This is a genomic window from Streptomyces sp. VRA16 Mangrove soil (assembly GCF_017377775.1).
GTDB lineage: Bacteria > Actinomycetota > Actinomycetes > Streptomycetales > Streptomycetaceae > Streptomyces.
Genome location: NZ_JAFVLN010000020.1, coordinates 134,633 through 149,999 on the forward strand (window position 1 = coordinate 134,633; position 15,367 = coordinate 149,999).

The following is a 15,367-nucleotide window of genomic DNA, read 5'->3' on the forward strand; positions in this document are numbered from 1 at the left end:
TTCAGTCGGCCGACGGCGCAACGCCAAACTCCGCGGGGAGGGGGTCGGCCTCGACTACAGGCCCTCGCCGCGGCAGCTAAGGAGAAGCAGCCCGTAACGCATGATGCACAGCACCTTAGCCGAGCCGCGCCGGATGCAAAGGCCCGTATCAGTATGCGGGACCGCCCGGAGGTAACGGGTGCGGGGTGATCAATCCCTCTATTTCACTAATCATGGTTGCAGGTAGTGACAGCGGCATGACCCAGTGCCACATTGCTGCGCATGACCGCCAACCCAACGGGGAACCCGACGGGGTTCGAGCCCGTTTTCTGCACCATCGTGCCGCCCCACATCCAGGACCGGATCACCCGGGCGTCGGACTCCTCGATCGCCGCGAAGGCCCGGAAGTCCCTGGAGCGCGACTCCTTCGAGCGCACGCACCGCCGCCTGACGACCGTGCTCGGCGCGCCCGCCCTGGCGCCGCCCGCCGAAGCCGCCGCGCAACAGAAGCCGCACCGCACCATCTACGACACCCGGCACACCACCCAGCTGCCGGGCCGCAAGGTCCGCGGCGAGGGCGACAAGCCGGGCAAGGACGCGACCGTCAACCGCGCGTACGCGGGCCTGGGCGCGACCTTCGAGCTGTACCTGGAGAAGTTCTCCCGCTACTCGATCGACGGCAACGGCCTGCCGCTGAACGCGACGGTCCACTACGACCAGGACTACAACAACGCCTTCTGGAACGGCGAGCAGATGGTGTTCGGCGACGGTGACGGGGAGATCTTCCTCGACTTCACCATCCCCGTCGACGTCATCGGCCACGAGCTGACGCACGGCGTCACCCAGTACACGGCGAACCTGACGTACTTCGGCCAGCCGGGCGCCCTGAACGAGTCGGTCTCCGACGTCTTCGGCTCGCTGATCAAGCAGTACACGCTGGGCCAGACCGCCGCAGAGGCCGACTGGCTGATCGGCGCCGGGCTGCTCGCGCCGCGCGTCACGGGCGTGGCCCTGCGCTCCATGAAGGCGCCCGGCACGGCGTACGACGACGATGTGCTCGGCAAGGACCCGCAGCCCGCCGACATGGCGCACTTCGTGAAGACCGGCCGGGACAACGGCGGGGTGCACATCAACTCCGGCATCCCCAACCACGCCTTCTACATCCTCGCCGAGTCGCTCGGCGGGCACGCGTGGGAGCGGGCCGGGCAGATCTGGTACGACACCCTCACCGGCGGCGAGCTGAAGCCGGACTGCCTGTTCGCCGACTTCGCCAAGGCGACGCTGAAGGCCGCGAAGGACCGCTACCAGGCCGGCGAGGAGTACCAGGCCGTGCTCAAGGCCTGGGAGCAGGTCGGGGTGCCTACCGCTTGAGAACGCCGGGGAGTAGACAGGAACCCATGCGTATTCACGTCTCGCGCACGGGCGGCTTCGCCGGTATCGAGCGGCACGCCGAGATCGACACGGCGGGCCGCGCCGACGCCCAGGAGTGGCACGCCCTGGTGGAGAAGGCGCTGGCCGCCGGCCGGCACACGCCGCCCATCGGGGTGCCCGACGGGTTCAGCTACACCATCAGCGTGAACGGGACGACCGTGTACTGCGCGGACCCCCGGCTCACCGACGACCAGCGCAGGCTGATCACCCGTGTCATGAAAGAGGGTGCGTAACTTCCTTGTGCGGCCTGGGCGTTGACTTCCTACCGGCAGGTACGGATGATCGCGCCCATGGCCGCCTCTGACATACCGTCACCACCCTTGCCGTCACCTTCCGTTCCGGTGTTCCCGCCCGGTTTCCTGTGGGGCGTGGCCACCTCGGCCCATCAGATCGAGGGTGCCGTGGCCGCGCGCGAACCGTCCGTGTGGGACGCGTTCACCGCCGAGCCGGGGCGGGTGAAGGACGGTTCCACCGCGGAGGTGGCCTGCGACCACGTCGCCCGCTACCGGGAGGACGTGGCGCTCGTCCGCGACCTGGGCGTGGACGCGTACCGCTTCTCGGTCTCCTGGCCACGGGTGCTCGCGCCCGGCGGCCTCGACTTCTACGACCGGCTCGTCGACGAACTGTGCGCCCAGGGCGTACGGCCCGTACCGACGCTCTTCCACTGGGACACGCCGCTGGCGGTGGAGGAGGCGGGCGGCTGGCAGTCGCGCGACACGGCCTTCCGGTTCGCGGAGTACGCGGCCACGGTCGTGGCCCGCCTCGGCGACCGCGTCACCCGGTGGATCACCCTCAACGAGCCCGCGGAAGTGACCCTGCTCGGGCACGCCATCGGCGAGCACGCGCCCGGCAGGAAGCTGCTCTTCGACGCGCTCCCCGTCGCCCACCACCAGCTCCTTGGGCACGGGCTCGCGGTGCGGGCGCTGCGCGCGGCGGGCGTCCGGGACATCGGCATCGCCAACTCGCACGGCCCGACCTGGGCGGCGTCCGAGGAGCCCGCGGACGCCGAGGCCGCCGACTTCTACGACGTCCTGCTCAACCGGCTCTTCTGCGACCCGGTCGTCCTCGGCCGGTACCCGGAGGGGATCGGCGAGTTGATGCCGAGTGCCGATCCGGTGGAGGACCTGCGGATCATCTCCTCGCCCGTCGACTGGTACGGCGTCAACTACTACCAGCCGACCCTGGTGGGCGCGCCGGGTGGGGACAGCGGTGCCGGCACCGAGTTCGGCGGACTCACGCTCCCCTCCGAACTCCCCTTCGCGCCACGGGAGATCACCGGCTATCCGGTCACCGACCACGGCTGGCCGGTGGTGCCCGAGGCCTTCACCGAGCTCCTCGTCGGGATGCGTGAGCGCTACGGCGACCGGCTGCCGCCGATCGTCGTCACCGAGAACGGGTGCAGCCACGACGGAGTGAGCGACCCGGAGCGGATCCGGTTCCTCGACGGGCATCTGCGGGCGCTGCACCGGGCGGTCGAGCAGGGGGTCGACGTGCGCGGCTATTTCGTCTGGTCCCTGATGGACAACTTCGAGTGGGCGGAGGGCTATCGGCAGCACTACGGCCTCGTCCACATCGACTACGCGACCCAGCGCCGCACCCCGAAAGCCTCGTACCACTGGCTGCGTGACGCGCTCGCGGCGCGCGGGGCATGACCGACCCGGCGCTCCAGGAACCGGCCGACCGGGTCGGGCGCGGCTGGACGGCCGCGCTGTCGCTCGCGAACGGGGCGATCTGGGTGGGCTGGTACGGCCCGCTGCAGATCCTGCTCGCCCGGCAGGCGGAGCACATCGCGCCGGGCACGGGCCTGTCGAAGGAGTCGCTGCTGGCGTGGGTGACGGGCGTCGGCGCGTTCGTCTCGCTGGCCGCGAACCCGCTCTTCGGCGCGGTCTCGGACCGCACCACGTCCCGGTTCGGGCGGCGTACGCCGTGGATCGTGGCGGGCACGGCGGGCGGCGCGCTGTCGCTGCTGCTGCTCGGCGGGGCGGACTCGGTGGCGCTGCTGACCGGCGGCTGGTGTCTGGTGCAGCTGACGCTGAACGCGGCGTTCGCGGCGGTCACGGCCGCCGTCCCGGACCGGGTGCCGCGGCTCCAGCGGGGCGCCGTGGGCGGCTGGCTGGGGGCGGCGCAGATCCTCGGAGTGGTCGTCGGGACGGGGCTCGCCACGGTGACGGGCGGGGTGCGGGCCGGGTACGCGGCGTGCGCGCTGTTCACGGTCGTGGGCATCGCGCCGTACGTGCTGCGGTACGCGGATCTGCGGCTGCCCGCCGAGGCGCGGCCCGCGTGGTCGTGGCGGCGCTTCCTCGGCGGGTTCCGGCTCGCCCCGCGTACCTATCCGGACCTGGCCTGGGCCTGGCTGACCCGGTTCCTGATCAACCTGGGCAACGCGCTGGTCCTGCTCTACCTCTTCTACTACCTGCGCGACCGCCTCGACTACGCCGATCCGGACTCCGGGGTGCTGATCCTGACCGCGGTGAACGGGGTGACGCTGCTCGCCACCGTCGTCGTCGGCGGGGTGTGGTCGGACCGGGTGGGCCGCCGCAAGCCGTTCGTGCTCTGGTCCGGGGTGCTGATGGCGGTGGCCACGGGGATGCTCGCCGGGTGGCAGACGTGGCCCGGCGCGATCGTGGCGGCGGCCGTGCTGGGGGTCGGCTTCGGGGTGTTCACCTCGGTCGACTTCGCGCTGATGACGGACGTGCTGCCGAAGGCCCTCGACCGCGGCAAGGACCTCGGCATCATCAACATCGCCAACTCCCTCCCCCAGGTCGCGGCGCCCGCGCTTGCCGCTCCGCTGGTGAATCAGTTGGGCGGGTACCGGGTGCTGTATCTGGTGGCGGCGGCGGTGGGTCTGACCGGGTCCCTCCTGGTCACCCGCATCAAATCCATCCCCTGAAGCCTCGGGCAACCTGCCGCGTCCCCCCGCCGCCTTGGGCAATCTGCCGCCCGCCGCACCCGCCTCGGGCAGCCTGCCGCGTCCCCCGCCGCCTCGGGCAACCTGCCGCCCGCCGCACCCGCCTCGGGGAGCCTGCCGCCCGCCCCACCCGCCTCGGGGAGCCTGCCGCCCGCCCCCACCCGCCTTGGGCAATCTGCCGCCCGCCACGGCCGCCTTGGGCAATCTGCCGCCATGGGCGGCAGGGTGGGCAAGGCGGCACCCCGGCGCGGGGCGAGCGCTCCAACCGGCCTCCAGCTCGGTCCCGGTCGCGCCATCGCCGACCACCGCTCCGGTGGGGGCTGGTCGCGCAGTTCCCCGCGCCCCTGCGGGGCACGACCACAGCCGGTCGCGCCCGCGCGGCGGAGCCGCACGTAGACACAGCCCCGCGCCCCTGCGGGGCACGACCACAGCCCGTCGCGCCCGCGCGGCGGAGCCGCACGTAGACACAGCCCCGCGCCCGTGGCGGGGCAACGACCACAGCCCGTCGCGCCCGCGCGGCGGAGCCGCACATCGACACAGACGCGCGGCCCTGACGGGCCACGGCTAAAGCGCGCCCGCGTCCAGCGCCGTCCACACCGACGGATACAGCGGCCGGAACCCCAGTTCCCGGCGGATGCGGGCGGTCGACATCACGCCGTACCAGGGGTCCGGGTCCACCTTGTCGTAGAGCGCGTCCGGCACCTCGACCCCGTTCAGCTGGAAAAGGTCCACCGTCGTCACCGGAGCGTCGTCCGCGATGTTGTAGACCCCGGACGCGCCCGGCACGTACAGCAGCCGCCGCAGCCCCTGCGCCACATCCGCGTGATGCCCCATGTGCAGCCGCTGCGTCGCGGGCCACTGCGGAGCCCACCGCATGGCGTCGGACAGGTGCGGATCCCCGTCGCCGTACACGAACGGCAGCCGTCCGATCCGCAGATCGTCGAGGCCCTCCAGCGCGGACAGAGCCCGCTCCGCCGCCGCCTTCGACTCGGGGTACGCGCCCCACATGTGCCCGCCGGGCACCGACGCGTCCGTCTCGACCAGCGGCCGGCCCCGCCCGGCCCCGTACACGAGCCCCGTACTGACCTGCACGAACCGCCGCACCCCCGACGCCACCGCGGCCCGCCCGAGCTCGATCGCGGCGTCCCGGTTCACGGCCCGCGCCTCCTCGTCCGGCACCCCGCGGAACGCCGCCGCGACGTTGACCACGGCATCCGCCCCGGCCGTCGCCTTGCCGAGCGCCTCCGCGTCCCGCAGATCCCCGACCACCACCTCCGCGCCGAGCTCGGCGAACCGCTCCCCGCGCGCCTCGTCCCGTACCAGGACCCGCACCCGCTCCCCCGGCGCCGCGCCCTGCAGCAGCCGCGGCACGAACCGCCGTCCGACCTGTCCCGTCGCTCCGGTCACCAACGTCAGCATGGCCGCCTCCTCGTCGTCGTAGCCATGCGAGCAGCCTGCGCCGCAGACGCGTGCGACGGGAGAGACGCGGTTATCCAGGGACCGGCACTCCCTGGCTGCGTACTGGATGCGCGCCCGGTCCCGAGCGATCCTGAAAAGGTGAACCGAGCCGAACTCGCCGACTTCCTGCGCCGCGCCCGCACCCGACTGAGCCCCTCCGACGTGGGCCTGGCCGAAGGCTCCCGGCGCCGTACCCCCGGCCTGCGCCGCGAGGAGGTGGCCCAGCTCGCCGGGATGTCGACGGACTACTACACCCGGCTCGAACAGCGCCGCGGCTCGCACCCCTCACGGCAGATGCTCACCGCGCTGGCCCGCGCGCTGCGCCTGACGGACACCGAGCGCGACCATCTGTTCCATCTGGCGGGCGAGGAACCGCCGCGGCCCGGCACCTCGTCCGGGCACGTCCGCCCGGGCCTACTGATGATCCTGGACCGGCTGCACGACCTGCCCGCGTCGGTGCTGAGCGACTGGGGCGAGAGCCTCGCGCAGAACACGATGTCGATCGCGCTGAGCGGCGATCTGCGCGGCGTGAACCTGATCCGGCGCTGGTTCACCCAGCCCGGGACCCGTGCCCTGTTCCCGCCGGAGAACCACGAGGCGCACGCCCGCTCCCACGTGGCGAGCCTGCGCGCGGTCACCGCGGCCCGCCCCGACGACCCGGGCCCGGCCGCCCTGGTGGCCGAACTCCGTGCCGCGTCAAGGGAGTTCGAGGAGCTGTGGCAGTCCCACGAGGTCGTGGTGCGCCGCCCGTCGCCGAAACGTTTCCTGCACCCGGTGGTCGGCACCCTGGACCTCGACTGCGAGGTGCTGCTCGGCGACGGTCTGGGGCACGGCCAGTGCCTGGTGGTGCACTCGGCGCGCCCGGGCACGGACACCTACGAGCGGCTTGAGCTGCTGCGGGTCATAGGGCTGCAGGATCTCAGCCCCGCGCGGAACCTCTGAGGACGGGCGGAGCCGCCAGGTCGTGTGTCGCCCTAGAAGCCGAGCTTGCGCAGCTGGCGCGGGTCGCGCTGCCAGTCCTTGGCGACCTTCACGTGCAGGTCGAGGTAGACGGGCGTGCCGAGCAGCGCCTCGATCTGCTTGCGGGACTTGATGCCGACGTCCTTCAGGCGCTTGCCCTTCGGGCCGATGATGATGCCCTTCTGGCTGGGCCGCTCGATGTAGACGAAGGCGTGGATGTCCAGGAGGGGCTTGTCGGCGGGGCGGCCCTCGCGCGGCAGCATCTCCTCGACGACGACGGCGATGGAGTGCGGCAGCTCGTCCCGTACGCCTTCGAGCGCGGCCTCGCGGATCAGCTCGGCGACCATGACCTGCTCGGGCTCGTCGGTGAGGTCGCCCTCCGGGTAGAGCGCCGGGCCCTCGGGGAGGAGGGGCACGATGAGGTCGGCGAGCAGGTCCACCTGCTTGTCGCCCACCGCCGAGACCGGGATGATCTCGGCCCATGCGAAGCCGAGCTCCTTGCCGAGCTGGTCGATGGCGATGAGCTGCTCGGCGAGCCGCTTGCTGTCGACGAGGTCGGTCTTGGTGACGATCGCGATCTTCGGCGTCTTCTTGATCGACGCGAGCTCCTTGGCGATGAACTTGTCACCGGGGCCGAGCTTCTCGTTCGCGGGCAGGCAGAAGCCGATCACGTCGACCTCGGCCCAGGTGGTGCGCACCACGTCGTTGAGCCGCTCGCCGAGCAGGGTGCGCGGCTTGTGGAGTCCGGGGGTGTCCACGAGGATCAGCTGGGCGTCCTCGCGGTGCACGATGCCGCGCACGGTGTGCCGCGTGGTCTGCGGCTGGTCGGCGGTGATGGCCACCTTCTTGCCGACCAGAGCGTTCGTCAGGGTGGACTTGCCCGCGTTGGGGCGGCCGACGAAGCAGGCGAACCCGGCGCGGTGCGACGGGGCCTCGGACGGCTGGGGCTGCTGGGTACGAGCGCTCATGCCGCCCATTCTCCCTGATGTCCGGAGGGCCGCAGCACCGTGAGATCCCGGTAACACCTTGGCAACACGAAACACGGAAGAAACGCGCGGGTAGAGATTCGGAAACGCGGGCCGGTGACGCTGGCCCGATGACCGCGACGACACTGGCCGCCCCTGCCCTCGACACCGGCGACACCGCCTGGCTGCTCGCCGCCACCGCGCTCGTCCTCCTGATGACACCGGGCCTCGCCCTCTTCTACGGCGGCATGGTCCGCACGAAGTCCGTGCTCAACATGCTGATGATGAGTTTTGTGTCGATCGCGCTCGTGACGGTGGTGTGGCTGGTCGCGGGGTACTCGCTCGCGTTCGGCGACGACGCGTTCGCGGGGGTCATCGGCGACCTCGCGCACGCCGGGATGGCGGGCATCGGCCCGTCCGACGTGACCGGCACGGTCCCCACCTTCCTCTTCACGACCTTCCAGCTGACGTTCGCGTTCCTGACGGCGGCGCTGATCAGCGGCTCGATCGCGGACCGTGCGAAGTTCGGGGCGTGGATGGTCTTCGTGCCCGTCTGGACGCTCCTCGTATACGTTCCCGTGGCCCACTGGGTCTGGGGTCCCGGGGGCTGGATCGCGAACCACCTGGGGGCCCTCGACTTCGCGGGCGGCCTGGTCGTGGAGATCGCCTCGGGCGCGTCGGGCCTGGCCCTGTGCCTGGTGCTCGGCCCGCGCGTCGGCTTCAAGAAGGACGCCATGCGCCCGCACAACCTGCCGATGGTGCTGATGGGCGCGGGGCTGCTCTGGTTCGGCTGGCTCGGCTTCAACGGCGGCTCGGCGCTCGGCGCGAACGGCCTCGCCGCCGCCTCCCTCTTCAACACCCTGATCGCGGGCTGCACGGGCCTGCTGGGCTGGCTGTTCGTGGAGCAGAAGCGCGACGGGCACCCCACGACGTTCGGTGCCGCGTCCGGCGCGGTGGCCGGCCTGGTCGCGATCACGCCCGCGTGCGGGGTGGTCGGGGTGCTCGGGGCGGCGGTGGTCGGCCTGGCGGCCGGTGTCGTCTGCTCGTACGCGGTGGCCTGGAAGTTCCGGTTCGACTACGACGACTCGCTCGACGTGGTCGGCGTGCACTTCGCCGGCGGTGTGGTCGGCACGGTCCTGATCGGCCTGTTCGCGACGTCCGCGATGACCGGCTCCACGGCGAAGCAGGGGTTCTTCTACGGCGGCGGCTTCGGCCAGCTGGGCAAGCAGGCGCTCGCGGTGGTGGTCGTGGCGGCGTACACGTTCCTGGTCACGTACGGCATCGGCAAGGCGATCGACCGGCTGATGGGCTTCCGGGCCGCGGCCGAGGACGAGCTGACGGGCCTGGACCAGACGGTGCATGCGGAGAGTGCGTACGATCACGGCGTCCTCAGTGCCTCCACGCACCCCGCCCACGCCCCCGTTGTCCGAAAGGTCGCGCCATGAAGCTGATCACCGCGGTCGTCAAGCCGTTCCGCCTCGACGAGGTCAAGACGGCCCTGCAGGAGCTGGGCGTGCACGGCCTGACGGTCACCGAGGCCAGCGGCTACGGGCGCCAGCGCGGCCACACCGAGGTGTACCGCGGCGCCGAGTACCAGGTCGACCTGGTCCCGAAGGTCCGCATCGAGGTCGTGGTCCCGGACGAGGACGCCGAGCCGGCGATGGAGGCGATCGTCCGCGCGGCCCGCACGGGCAAGATCGGCGACGGCAAGGTGTGGGCGGTCCCGGTGGACTCGGTGGTGCGGGTACGGACGGGCGAGCGCGGCCCGGACGCCGTATGAGCGACCGGGCCCCGTAGGGGCGAGGCCCCGAGTGGGACGGGAAGGGGAGGGGGCGGCCCCAGGGCCTCAGCCCACCACGGCCCCCCGCCGACGTCGCGCCCGCACCCGGACCCGGGCCACGACCCCGACCCCCACTCCCCCCACGAACACCACGGCGAGCACCACCCACGGCACCGCGACAAACCCGACCCGCCCCGATTCCCGTGTCCGCTGCGCGCTGGCGGTCACCGTGACGTCGCCCCAGTCGAACTGCGGCGCCCCGCTCCACCGCTCGGTGAGCCGCACCTTCTGCCCCGGCAGCAGTTCGGACGGCACCCGGTCCAGCGTCCGCGACAGCAGCGTGCGCCCGAACAGCCCCTCGGCCCGCAGGCTCACCACGGGATCGAGCGTCACGTTGCCCCGGTTGCGCAGGGTGTACGAGACGACAGCGGTACTGGCGCCGAGTCCCGGCACGACCGGCCGGTTCTGCTCGATGCGCAGATCCTCCACGGACACGGCGGGCAGGGTGGGCCCGCCGACCCGCAGATAGACCCGGGCGCCGACGGCCCGCCGCACCCCGACGGCCACCGCCCCGTCGCCGCCCGCGTCCGCGACCCGCTCGTCGAGCGCGACGAGCGCCCCGGGGTGGTCGCCCGGTTCGGCCCCGGGCGGCACCCGCAGCGAGAAGGGGACGGTGACCGAGCCGTGCGCGGGCACCTTCACCTTCGTACGCGGCAGCCGCACCCAGCGCCCGACCCCGCGCTGCTGCTCGGTCCGGTCCCGCACGGCGAAGCCGCCGTCCCGGGGCGTGTTGTAGGCGTCGGCGGCGTACAGGCGGAACGTGACCGGCTCCGCCGCCTTGTTGGCGACGACGACCCTGTCGCGGACGGTGGTGCCGGGGTCGGCGGTGAGTACGAAGTAGGGACGGCTGCCGAGCTGGGTGGCGTACGGGTACACGGACCAGCGCCCGTTGTCGGCGGCGTGCGCGACGGCGGGGACGCCGAGCAGCAGCGCGGCAAGCACGACAACGGCGGCACGGGCGATGTAACCGGTTCTGCGGGCAGGGGAGTTCACGGGGATGACCAGCCTCCGGGTGCGGGCCGGAACCCCGGTCAGGTGAGCGTCAGAGTGAGCACGGCCGAGTAGGAGCCGGCCGGCGTGAACTGCGGGACGTTCAGCGACAGCCGGGCCCCCGCGGTGAACTCACCGCCGGTGTGCGCGGCGTCCGGCGCCGAGGCGAGCGTCGCCCCCTGGGAGCCGATGTTCACCGGTGAGCCCGCCTTGCAGGTGCTCGGGCTGCCCGTGGTGGTGACGCAGGTCGGCGTCCAGCCGAGCTTGTCGGCGCCGATCGTCGCCCCGCCGGGCCCGGTGAAGTCGGTGACCTTGCCGGTCAGGGACCAGCCGGCGCTGCCGCCGCGGTAGTCCTTGACCGTCACCGCGTTCAGGTCGCCGCGCGAGCGGCCGCCCTCGCCGAAGTTCACCGCGTTCATGGCGACGGTGTCCCCGGCCTGGGTCATCGAGAGCGTTCCGGCGGTCACCGAGGTGTTCAGCTTCTGACTGTCCGCCGGTACCGGGTTGTCGGTGATCACGGTGTAGGCGGCCGGGCCCGCGCCGTTCGCGGGGTCCCAGCCGGTGCCCTCCCAGGCCACGATGCCGACGGTCGCCGGATCGTTGATCTGGGGCCGGAAGGTGAAGTCGCCGGTGGACGTCGACTTCGCGGTGATCCGGTCGGCGGTCGGCGCGGTGCCGTTCCAGCCGGCCACCGTCACGTCCGTGACCGGGGTGAACTTCGCCCCGGTGACGGTCACCCGGTCGCCGGCCTTCCCGGACGAGGTGCCGAGCGAGATCGTGCGCTCGTTGACCGGGGTGCCGCTGCCGGTGGCCGTGATCGTCTCCGAGACGGGCGCGGGCGGGTTCGTGACCGTGCAGGGCGTGTCCAGCTCCATGATGTAGCTGGTGTGGATGTTGTAGTCGCCCGGCGACAGCTTGATGTCGCCCGGCTCGGTGACCTTGAACGTGCCGGTCATGGAGAACGACGGGAAGACGCCCTTGCCGGGCACCGGGTCGTTCTTCTTCGGCCCCGCCACCGTGACCTCACCGCTCTGCGCGCCGGTGAGCTGCACCTTTCCGGTCGGCGTCATGATGTCGGCGGGCAGCGCCAGCTCGGTCGGGTTGCTCGCGGCCGCGGTGACCACGGTGTACGTGACGGTGACGGTGTCGCCGACCTTGGGCGCGGCGTTGTCGACCTCGACCTTGGCGGTGGTGGTGCCGTCGATCGGCGGGAGCCCGGCGATGGCGGGCGGGATGCAGTGGGTGGCGAAGTCCACGGCGGTGGAGTCGGCCGCGGCGGCTCCGGCCGGGCAGGCGAGCGCCCCGCCCGCCGACGCGAGGAGTGCGACGGTGCCGAGCAGCGGCGCCCAGCGGCGGTGTCCCGGGGCCGCCCTCACCGCGCGGCCTCGTAGACGAAGGGTCCGGGCTGCTGCGGCCCGGTCAGCGAACAGGTGACGGTGATCCCGGCGATGACCATCTTCAGCGAGCCGCCGCCCGCCTCCAGGACGTCGCCCGGCGCGACGGTGCCGTCCAGCGGCCCGACCTGGACGCCGCTGCCGGCCTGCATCTCCGGGTTGCGGGTGCCGGAGAAGGCGGTGGTGCCCGTGGACGTGCCCGACTTCACCAGGGTGAGCGTGGACTGGATGGTGTCGGCGGCGACGTGCACGGGGGTGGTGATCTCGATGGAGCTGAGGGTCATGGTGGCCGCGGTCCCGTTCTGGGTCGCGGTGAGGGTCGCCTCGCCGCTGCCGTAGATGCCGCAGGAGGCGTCGACGGTGGCCACCTGCGGGGTGACGGCGCCCGCGGCCGGGGCGAGGCCGAGGCTCAGCGCGGCCAGCGCGCCCGCCGTGAGCGCCGCCGCGGCCATGGGTCCGCAAGCCGTCCGGGGTCTCTTGCCTGATCTGGTGCTCGATGTCGTCCTCATCGGAGCCCTTTCCCGTTGCGGCCCGCGAACGGGCCGACGTCCAGGGGCGCGGCCGGGCGGCCGCGCCCGCGGCGCACCGCGACGTGCCGTCGCCCGAACCGGCGGGCGATGGCGTGGGGGACGTACGCAGATCGTTCACGTGAGCGGGTGCGGCGCAGCACGCGGAGCATTTCTGACGCCCCGTCATCTCGCGGGGCGGACGTCCATTGATGCGCAGGAACCGTGAAGACGCAAGAGGTGTACGGGAGTCGTCCCGTGCGGAAAGCACGCGGCCCCCGGCGCACGGGCGCCGGGGGCCGGGTGGGAAGAACGGTTCGGGCGGGCCTTACAGGCCGGCCTTGGCGCCGCACACCGGCCAGGCGTTCGCGCCCTGCGCGGCGAGCACGGAGTTCGCGACGTTCATCTGCTCCTGCGGGGTGGCCAGGTGGGCCGAGGAGGCGTACTGGGTGCCGCCGTAGGCCGCCCAGGTCGACGGCGTGAACTGGAGGCCGCCGTAGAAGCCGTTGCCGGTGTTCGCGGCCCAGTTGCCGCTGGCCTCGCACTGCGCCACCTGGTTCCAGGTGGACGCGGACGCACCGGTCGCGGCCGACGCGGAACCGGAGCCCGCGATGACCATCGCGCCGCTCGCCCCGACGAGGGCGGCGGTGGCGGCCAGGCGGCGGACACGGGAGGAGCGGGCGGGGTTGCGAAGGGCGGAGATCACGAAGCGGAACCTTTGTTCGGGGACGGGGAGGGTCGCCGGGCCGGGGGTCCGGCGCATCAGGCAACCGCTCCACCGTGACGGCTGCGCACCCCCGCCCTCAGCAGGCGAAGGACACACCGGGCGGGACCTTGGTCCCGGCCGCGCGGCCGGCATCGCCGGGACTTCGGTCCCGGGCCGAAGGTCCCGCCACCCGCTCCCCGCGCCGCCTCGGCCGCGACGCACGGCGCCCGCCCGCGCCGGGTACTCGGGCCCCGGCGGGGGCGGGCGTGAGCGTCCTCACCCCGGGCGCTTTCGTGTGACAAGCGCCGCAGGAAAAGGGCGAGTTGGCGTGACCCAGCCCACTCGCCCCCTCGGCCGGCCCGGTCGCCCGGCCGGCCCGGCCCGGTCAGCCGGCCTGCAGCGCGGCCTTCACCTCGCCGTCGGCGCCGGCCAGGAACACCGGGGTCCCGGCCCCGCCCAGATCCCGCACCGCCGCCAGATCCTCACCCGGCAGGGCATCGACGGCGGAGACGACGGCCGCCGCCTCCAGGGACTGCGCGCCGGACGCGACCGCCATGGCGACGGCGGTCTGCAGCGCGCTCAGCTTCAGCGAGTCGAGGGCGACGGTGCCCGCGACGTAGGTGCGCCCGGTCTCGTCGCGCACGGCGGCACCCTCGGGCACACCGTTGCGGGCCCGCGCGGAGCGGGCCAGGGTGACGATCTTGCGGTCCTCGGGGCCGAGGTCGGTGCTGTCAGTCATGGAGTGAGCATAAGGAGGCGCCGGGCGACGGCTTGACTCAGGGACGCCCGGTTCTTACGGTGACCCTAATAACTAACCAGTTCGTACATTACTGGCGGTGCTGCCAGTACCGCCAGTACCGCAAGAGCTGCGCGGCGCAGCGCACGCGGCGCGTGCCGGCCGAGGATGGATCCCGAAGGAGCCCGTATGAAGGCCGCGGTCCTCACCGCCCCCCACCACCTCGCCGTCGTCGACGACCTGCCGGAACCGGTCGCGGGCCCCGGCGACGTCGTCGTGGCGCTCGAAGGGCTCGGCGTCTGCGGCTCCGACCTCTCCCTCCACGACGGCCATCGCGCCGTCCCCGGCACGCCCTGGGTCGTCGGGCACGAGGCGTTCGGCCGGATCGTCTCCGTCGGACCGGCCGTCACCGGACACGAGGTGGGGCGCCGGGTCGTCGTCGAGCCGAACTACGCGTGCCTGGAGTGCGCCGACTGCCGCCGCGGCCGCACCTCGGCGTGCGCGCGCCGCGCCATCGTCGGGATGAACTCCCCCGGGCTGCTCGCGGAGCGCTTCGCCGTCCCGGCCGCGTACGCGCACGTCGTACCGGAGGAGCTGGCCCCTGAGGACCTGGCCGCGTTCGAGCCGTTCGTCGTGGCGCGCACGGCGGTGCGGCGCAGCGAGATCACCAAGGGCGAGCGGGCCCTGGTCCTCGGCGCGGGCGCGCAGGGCCTGCTGCTCAGCCAGTCCCTCCTGGCCCGCGGCATCGAACCGGTCATGATCGAACTGCACCCCGGGCGGCTGGCCCGCGCCGTCGAACTCGGCGCCACCGCGGCCCGCGCCGACGACCACGGCTTCCTGTGGCTGTACGAGACGACGGGGGTCGCCCAGGCCCTGGAGGCGGCCGTCGCCCGGCTCGCCGCCGGCGCGACGATCACCCTGGTCGGTCTGGACGCGGCGCCGCTCCCCCTCACCATGGAGCAGGTGGTGCGCGGCCTGTACACGATCCGCGGCTCGCTGATCTACGACCACCCGCACGACTTCCGGGCGGCTCTGGACGATGTCATCGCGGAGCGCGTCCGCCCTTCGGTGGCGCTCACGAACCGGTACGCCTTCGAGGACGCCCCGCGCGCCTTCGCCGAGGCCCGGCGCCAGCCGGGCAAGACGTGGATCGAGGGGCCCCGGTAGCGGCGGCTCACCCGGCCACCGGGTACACCGATCCGCGCCGCCCCTCGGGCGAGGCCGGCCACTCCAGCTCGGCGGCGGTGTCCGCCTCCGGCAGCGGGGTGTGCAGGACGACGGTCAGATCGCGGCGGGCCGGCACCCTCGTTCGGCGCCCAGGGCGCACTCAATCTCCTCATAGGGATCCACAAGATCGTGGTCGAGTGGATTCTGCCCTTCGTGTGACAGCGATCAGCCCCGACCGAAAGGCCGGGGCCGAAAGCGGCGGGCGCTCCATACAGGCGCTGCCGTTCCGAGTTTCCCTGGTAGGCGGCCCGGAGCGGTGGCGTCGTC

Annotated in this window: 15 protein-coding genes and 1 pseudogene; 8 read left to right on the plus strand and 8 right to left on the minus strand. The window is 72.9% G+C overall.

Features of this window, described 5'->3' with window-relative positions; genetic code table 11:
* Positions 1-261 precede the first annotated feature (261 nt).
* From J3486_RS37635 to J3486_RS37650, 4 genes are read left to right on the plus strand one after another with little or no spacing between them, the layout of a single operon-like run.
* Entirely contained in the window at positions 262-1,350 is a 1,089-nt protein-coding gene (locus J3486_RS37635) for a M4 family metallopeptidase (RefSeq protein WP_207828354.1), read from the plus strand.
* Between the two features lie 26 nt (positions 1,351-1,376).
* Positions 1,377-1,643: a protealysin inhibitor emfourin gene (locus tag J3486_RS37640; protein ID WP_207828356.1), complete on the plus strand. Its 267-nt coding sequence runs from the start codon at positions 1,377-1,379 to the stop codon at positions 1,641-1,643.
* A 45-nt stretch (positions 1,644-1,688) separates the two neighbouring features.
* Positions 1,689-3,062, plus strand: a complete 1,374-nt coding sequence (locus J3486_RS37645; protein ID WP_207828357.1) for a GH1 family beta-glucosidase — start codon at positions 1,689-1,691, stop codon at positions 3,060-3,062.
* Positions 3,059-4,300: an MFS transporter gene (locus J3486_RS37650; protein WP_207828359.1), complete on the plus strand. Its 1,242-nt coding sequence runs from the start codon at positions 3,059-3,061 to the stop codon at positions 4,298-4,300. Before J3486_RS37645 ends, J3486_RS37650 begins: the two co-directional genes overlap by 4 nt.
* 582 nt (positions 4,301-4,882) lie before the next feature.
* On the opposite strand, the gene J3486_RS37655 is transcribed toward J3486_RS37650, so the two are convergent.
* Positions 4,883-5,737, minus strand: a complete 855-nt coding sequence (locus tag J3486_RS37655; protein WP_207828360.1) for an NAD(P)-dependent oxidoreductase — start codon at positions 5,735-5,737, stop codon at positions 4,883-4,885.
* 138 nt (positions 5,738-5,875) lie between these two features.
* Between J3486_RS37655 and J3486_RS37660 the strand changes: the two genes are divergently transcribed.
* On the plus strand, positions 5,876-6,718 hold the full coding sequence (locus J3486_RS37660; RefSeq protein ID WP_207828361.1) for a helix-turn-helix transcriptional regulator: 843 nt from the start codon (positions 5,876-5,878) through the stop codon (positions 6,716-6,718).
* Positions 6,719-6,750: 32 nt separating this feature from the next.
* Here the strand turns inward: J3486_RS37660 and era are convergent, their stop codons facing one another.
* Positions 6,751-7,713 carry a GTPase Era gene (gene era, locus J3486_RS37665; protein ID WP_374194819.1) on the minus strand — a complete coding sequence of 321 codons (963 nt, stop codon included), beginning with the start codon at positions 7,711-7,713 and terminating at the stop codon, positions 6,751-6,753.
* Between the two features lie 119 nt (positions 7,714-7,832).
* Between era and J3486_RS37670 the strand changes: the two genes are divergently transcribed.
* Together J3486_RS37670 and J3486_RS37675 are read left to right on the plus strand one after the other, a co-directional pair.
* Entirely contained in the window at positions 7,833-9,146 is a 1,314-nt protein-coding gene (locus tag J3486_RS37670) for an ammonium transporter (protein WP_207828363.1), read from the plus strand.
* On the plus strand, positions 9,143-9,481 hold the full coding sequence (locus J3486_RS37675) for a P-II family nitrogen regulator (RefSeq protein WP_207828364.1): 339 nt from the start codon (positions 9,143-9,145) through the stop codon (positions 9,479-9,481). The genes J3486_RS37670 and J3486_RS37675 overlap by 4 nt, the downstream gene beginning before the upstream one ends.
* A gap of 66 nt (positions 9,482-9,547) precedes the next feature.
* On the opposite strand, the gene J3486_RS37680 is transcribed toward J3486_RS37675, so the two are convergent.
* The 5 genes from J3486_RS37680 to J3486_RS37700 form a co-directional block, all read right to left on the minus strand.
* The gene (locus tag J3486_RS37680) at positions 9,548-10,534 is read right to left on the minus strand and encodes a WxL protein peptidoglycan domain-containing protein (protein ID WP_307805105.1); all 987 of its coding nucleotides are present in this window, start codon (positions 10,532-10,534) and stop codon (positions 9,548-9,550) included.
* A gap of 38 nt (positions 10,535-10,572) precedes the next feature.
* Positions 10,573-11,907: a beta-xylosidase gene (locus tag J3486_RS37685; RefSeq protein ID WP_207828365.1), complete on the minus strand. Its 1,335-nt coding sequence runs from the start codon at positions 11,905-11,907 to the stop codon at positions 10,573-10,575.
* Entirely contained in the window at positions 11,904-12,377 is a 474-nt protein-coding gene (locus tag J3486_RS37690; protein WP_207828366.1) for a hypothetical protein, read from the minus strand. Before J3486_RS37690 ends, J3486_RS37685 begins: the two co-directional genes overlap by 4 nt.
* A gap of 382 nt (positions 12,378-12,759) precedes the next feature.
* Positions 12,760-13,137 (minus strand): transglycosylase family protein, encoded by a 378-nt coding sequence (locus tag J3486_RS44520; RefSeq protein ID WP_307805106.1) that lies wholly within the window; start codon positions 13,135-13,137, stop codon positions 12,760-12,762.
* A 385-nt stretch (positions 13,138-13,522) separates the two neighbouring features.
* Positions 13,523-13,876 carry a cytidine deaminase gene (locus J3486_RS37700; RefSeq protein WP_207828370.1) on the minus strand — a complete coding sequence of 118 codons (354 nt, stop codon included), beginning with the start codon at positions 13,874-13,876 and terminating at the stop codon, positions 13,523-13,525.
* A gap of 186 nt (positions 13,877-14,062) precedes the next feature.
* Between J3486_RS37700 and J3486_RS37705 the strand changes: the two genes are divergently transcribed.
* Entirely contained in the window at positions 14,063-15,040 is a 978-nt protein-coding gene (locus tag J3486_RS37705) for a zinc-binding dehydrogenase (protein WP_207828371.1), read from the plus strand.
* A 7-nt stretch (positions 15,041-15,047) separates the two neighbouring features.
* Here J3486_RS37705 and J3486_RS37710 read toward each other — a convergent pair.
* A pseudogene (locus tag J3486_RS37710) lies at positions 15,048-15,179 on the minus strand (XRE family transcriptional regulator); the annotation flags it as partial.
* Positions 15,180-15,367 lie beyond the last annotated feature (188 nt).

What these genes read in the sequence shown, in the direction of transcription:
- J3486_RS37635 (WP_207828354.1), top strand. Translation starts at nt 262, where the DNA reads ATGACCGCCAACCCAACGGGGAACCCGACGGGGTTCGAGCCCGTTTTC.
- J3486_RS37640 (WP_207828356.1), top strand. Translation starts at nt 1,377, where the DNA reads ATGCGTATTCACGTCTCGCGCACGGGCGGCTTCGCCGGTATCGAGCGG.
- J3486_RS37645 (WP_207828357.1), top strand. Translation starts at nt 1,689, where the DNA reads ATGATCGCGCCCATGGCCGCCTCTGACATACCGTCACCACCCTTGCCG.
- J3486_RS37650 (WP_207828359.1), top strand. Translation starts at nt 3,059, where the DNA reads ATGACCGACCCGGCGCTCCAGGAACCGGCCGACCGGGTCGGGCGCGGC.
- J3486_RS37655 (WP_207828360.1), bottom strand. Translation starts at nt 5,737, where the DNA reads ATGCTGACGTTGGTGACCGGAGCGACGGGACAGGTCGGACGGCGGTTC.
- era (WP_374194819.1), bottom strand. Translation starts at nt 7,713, where the DNA reads ATGGGCGGCATGAGCGCTCGTACCCAGCAGCCCCAGCCGTCCGAGGCC.
- J3486_RS37670 (WP_207828363.1), top strand. Translation starts at nt 7,833, where the DNA reads ATGACCGCGACGACACTGGCCGCCCCTGCCCTCGACACCGGCGACACC.
- J3486_RS37675 (WP_207828364.1), top strand. Translation starts at nt 9,143, where the DNA reads ATGAAGCTGATCACCGCGGTCGTCAAGCCGTTCCGCCTCGACGAGGTC.
- J3486_RS37690 (WP_207828366.1), bottom strand. Translation starts at nt 12,377, where the DNA reads ATGGCCGCGGCGGCGCTCACGGCGGGCGCGCTGGCCGCGCTGAGCCTC.
- J3486_RS37700 (WP_207828370.1), bottom strand. Translation starts at nt 13,876, where the DNA reads ATGACTGACAGCACCGACCTCGGCCCCGAGGACCGCAAGATCGTCACC.
- J3486_RS37705 (WP_207828371.1), top strand. Translation starts at nt 14,063, where the DNA reads ATGAAGGCCGCGGTCCTCACCGCCCCCCACCACCTCGCCGTCGTCGAC.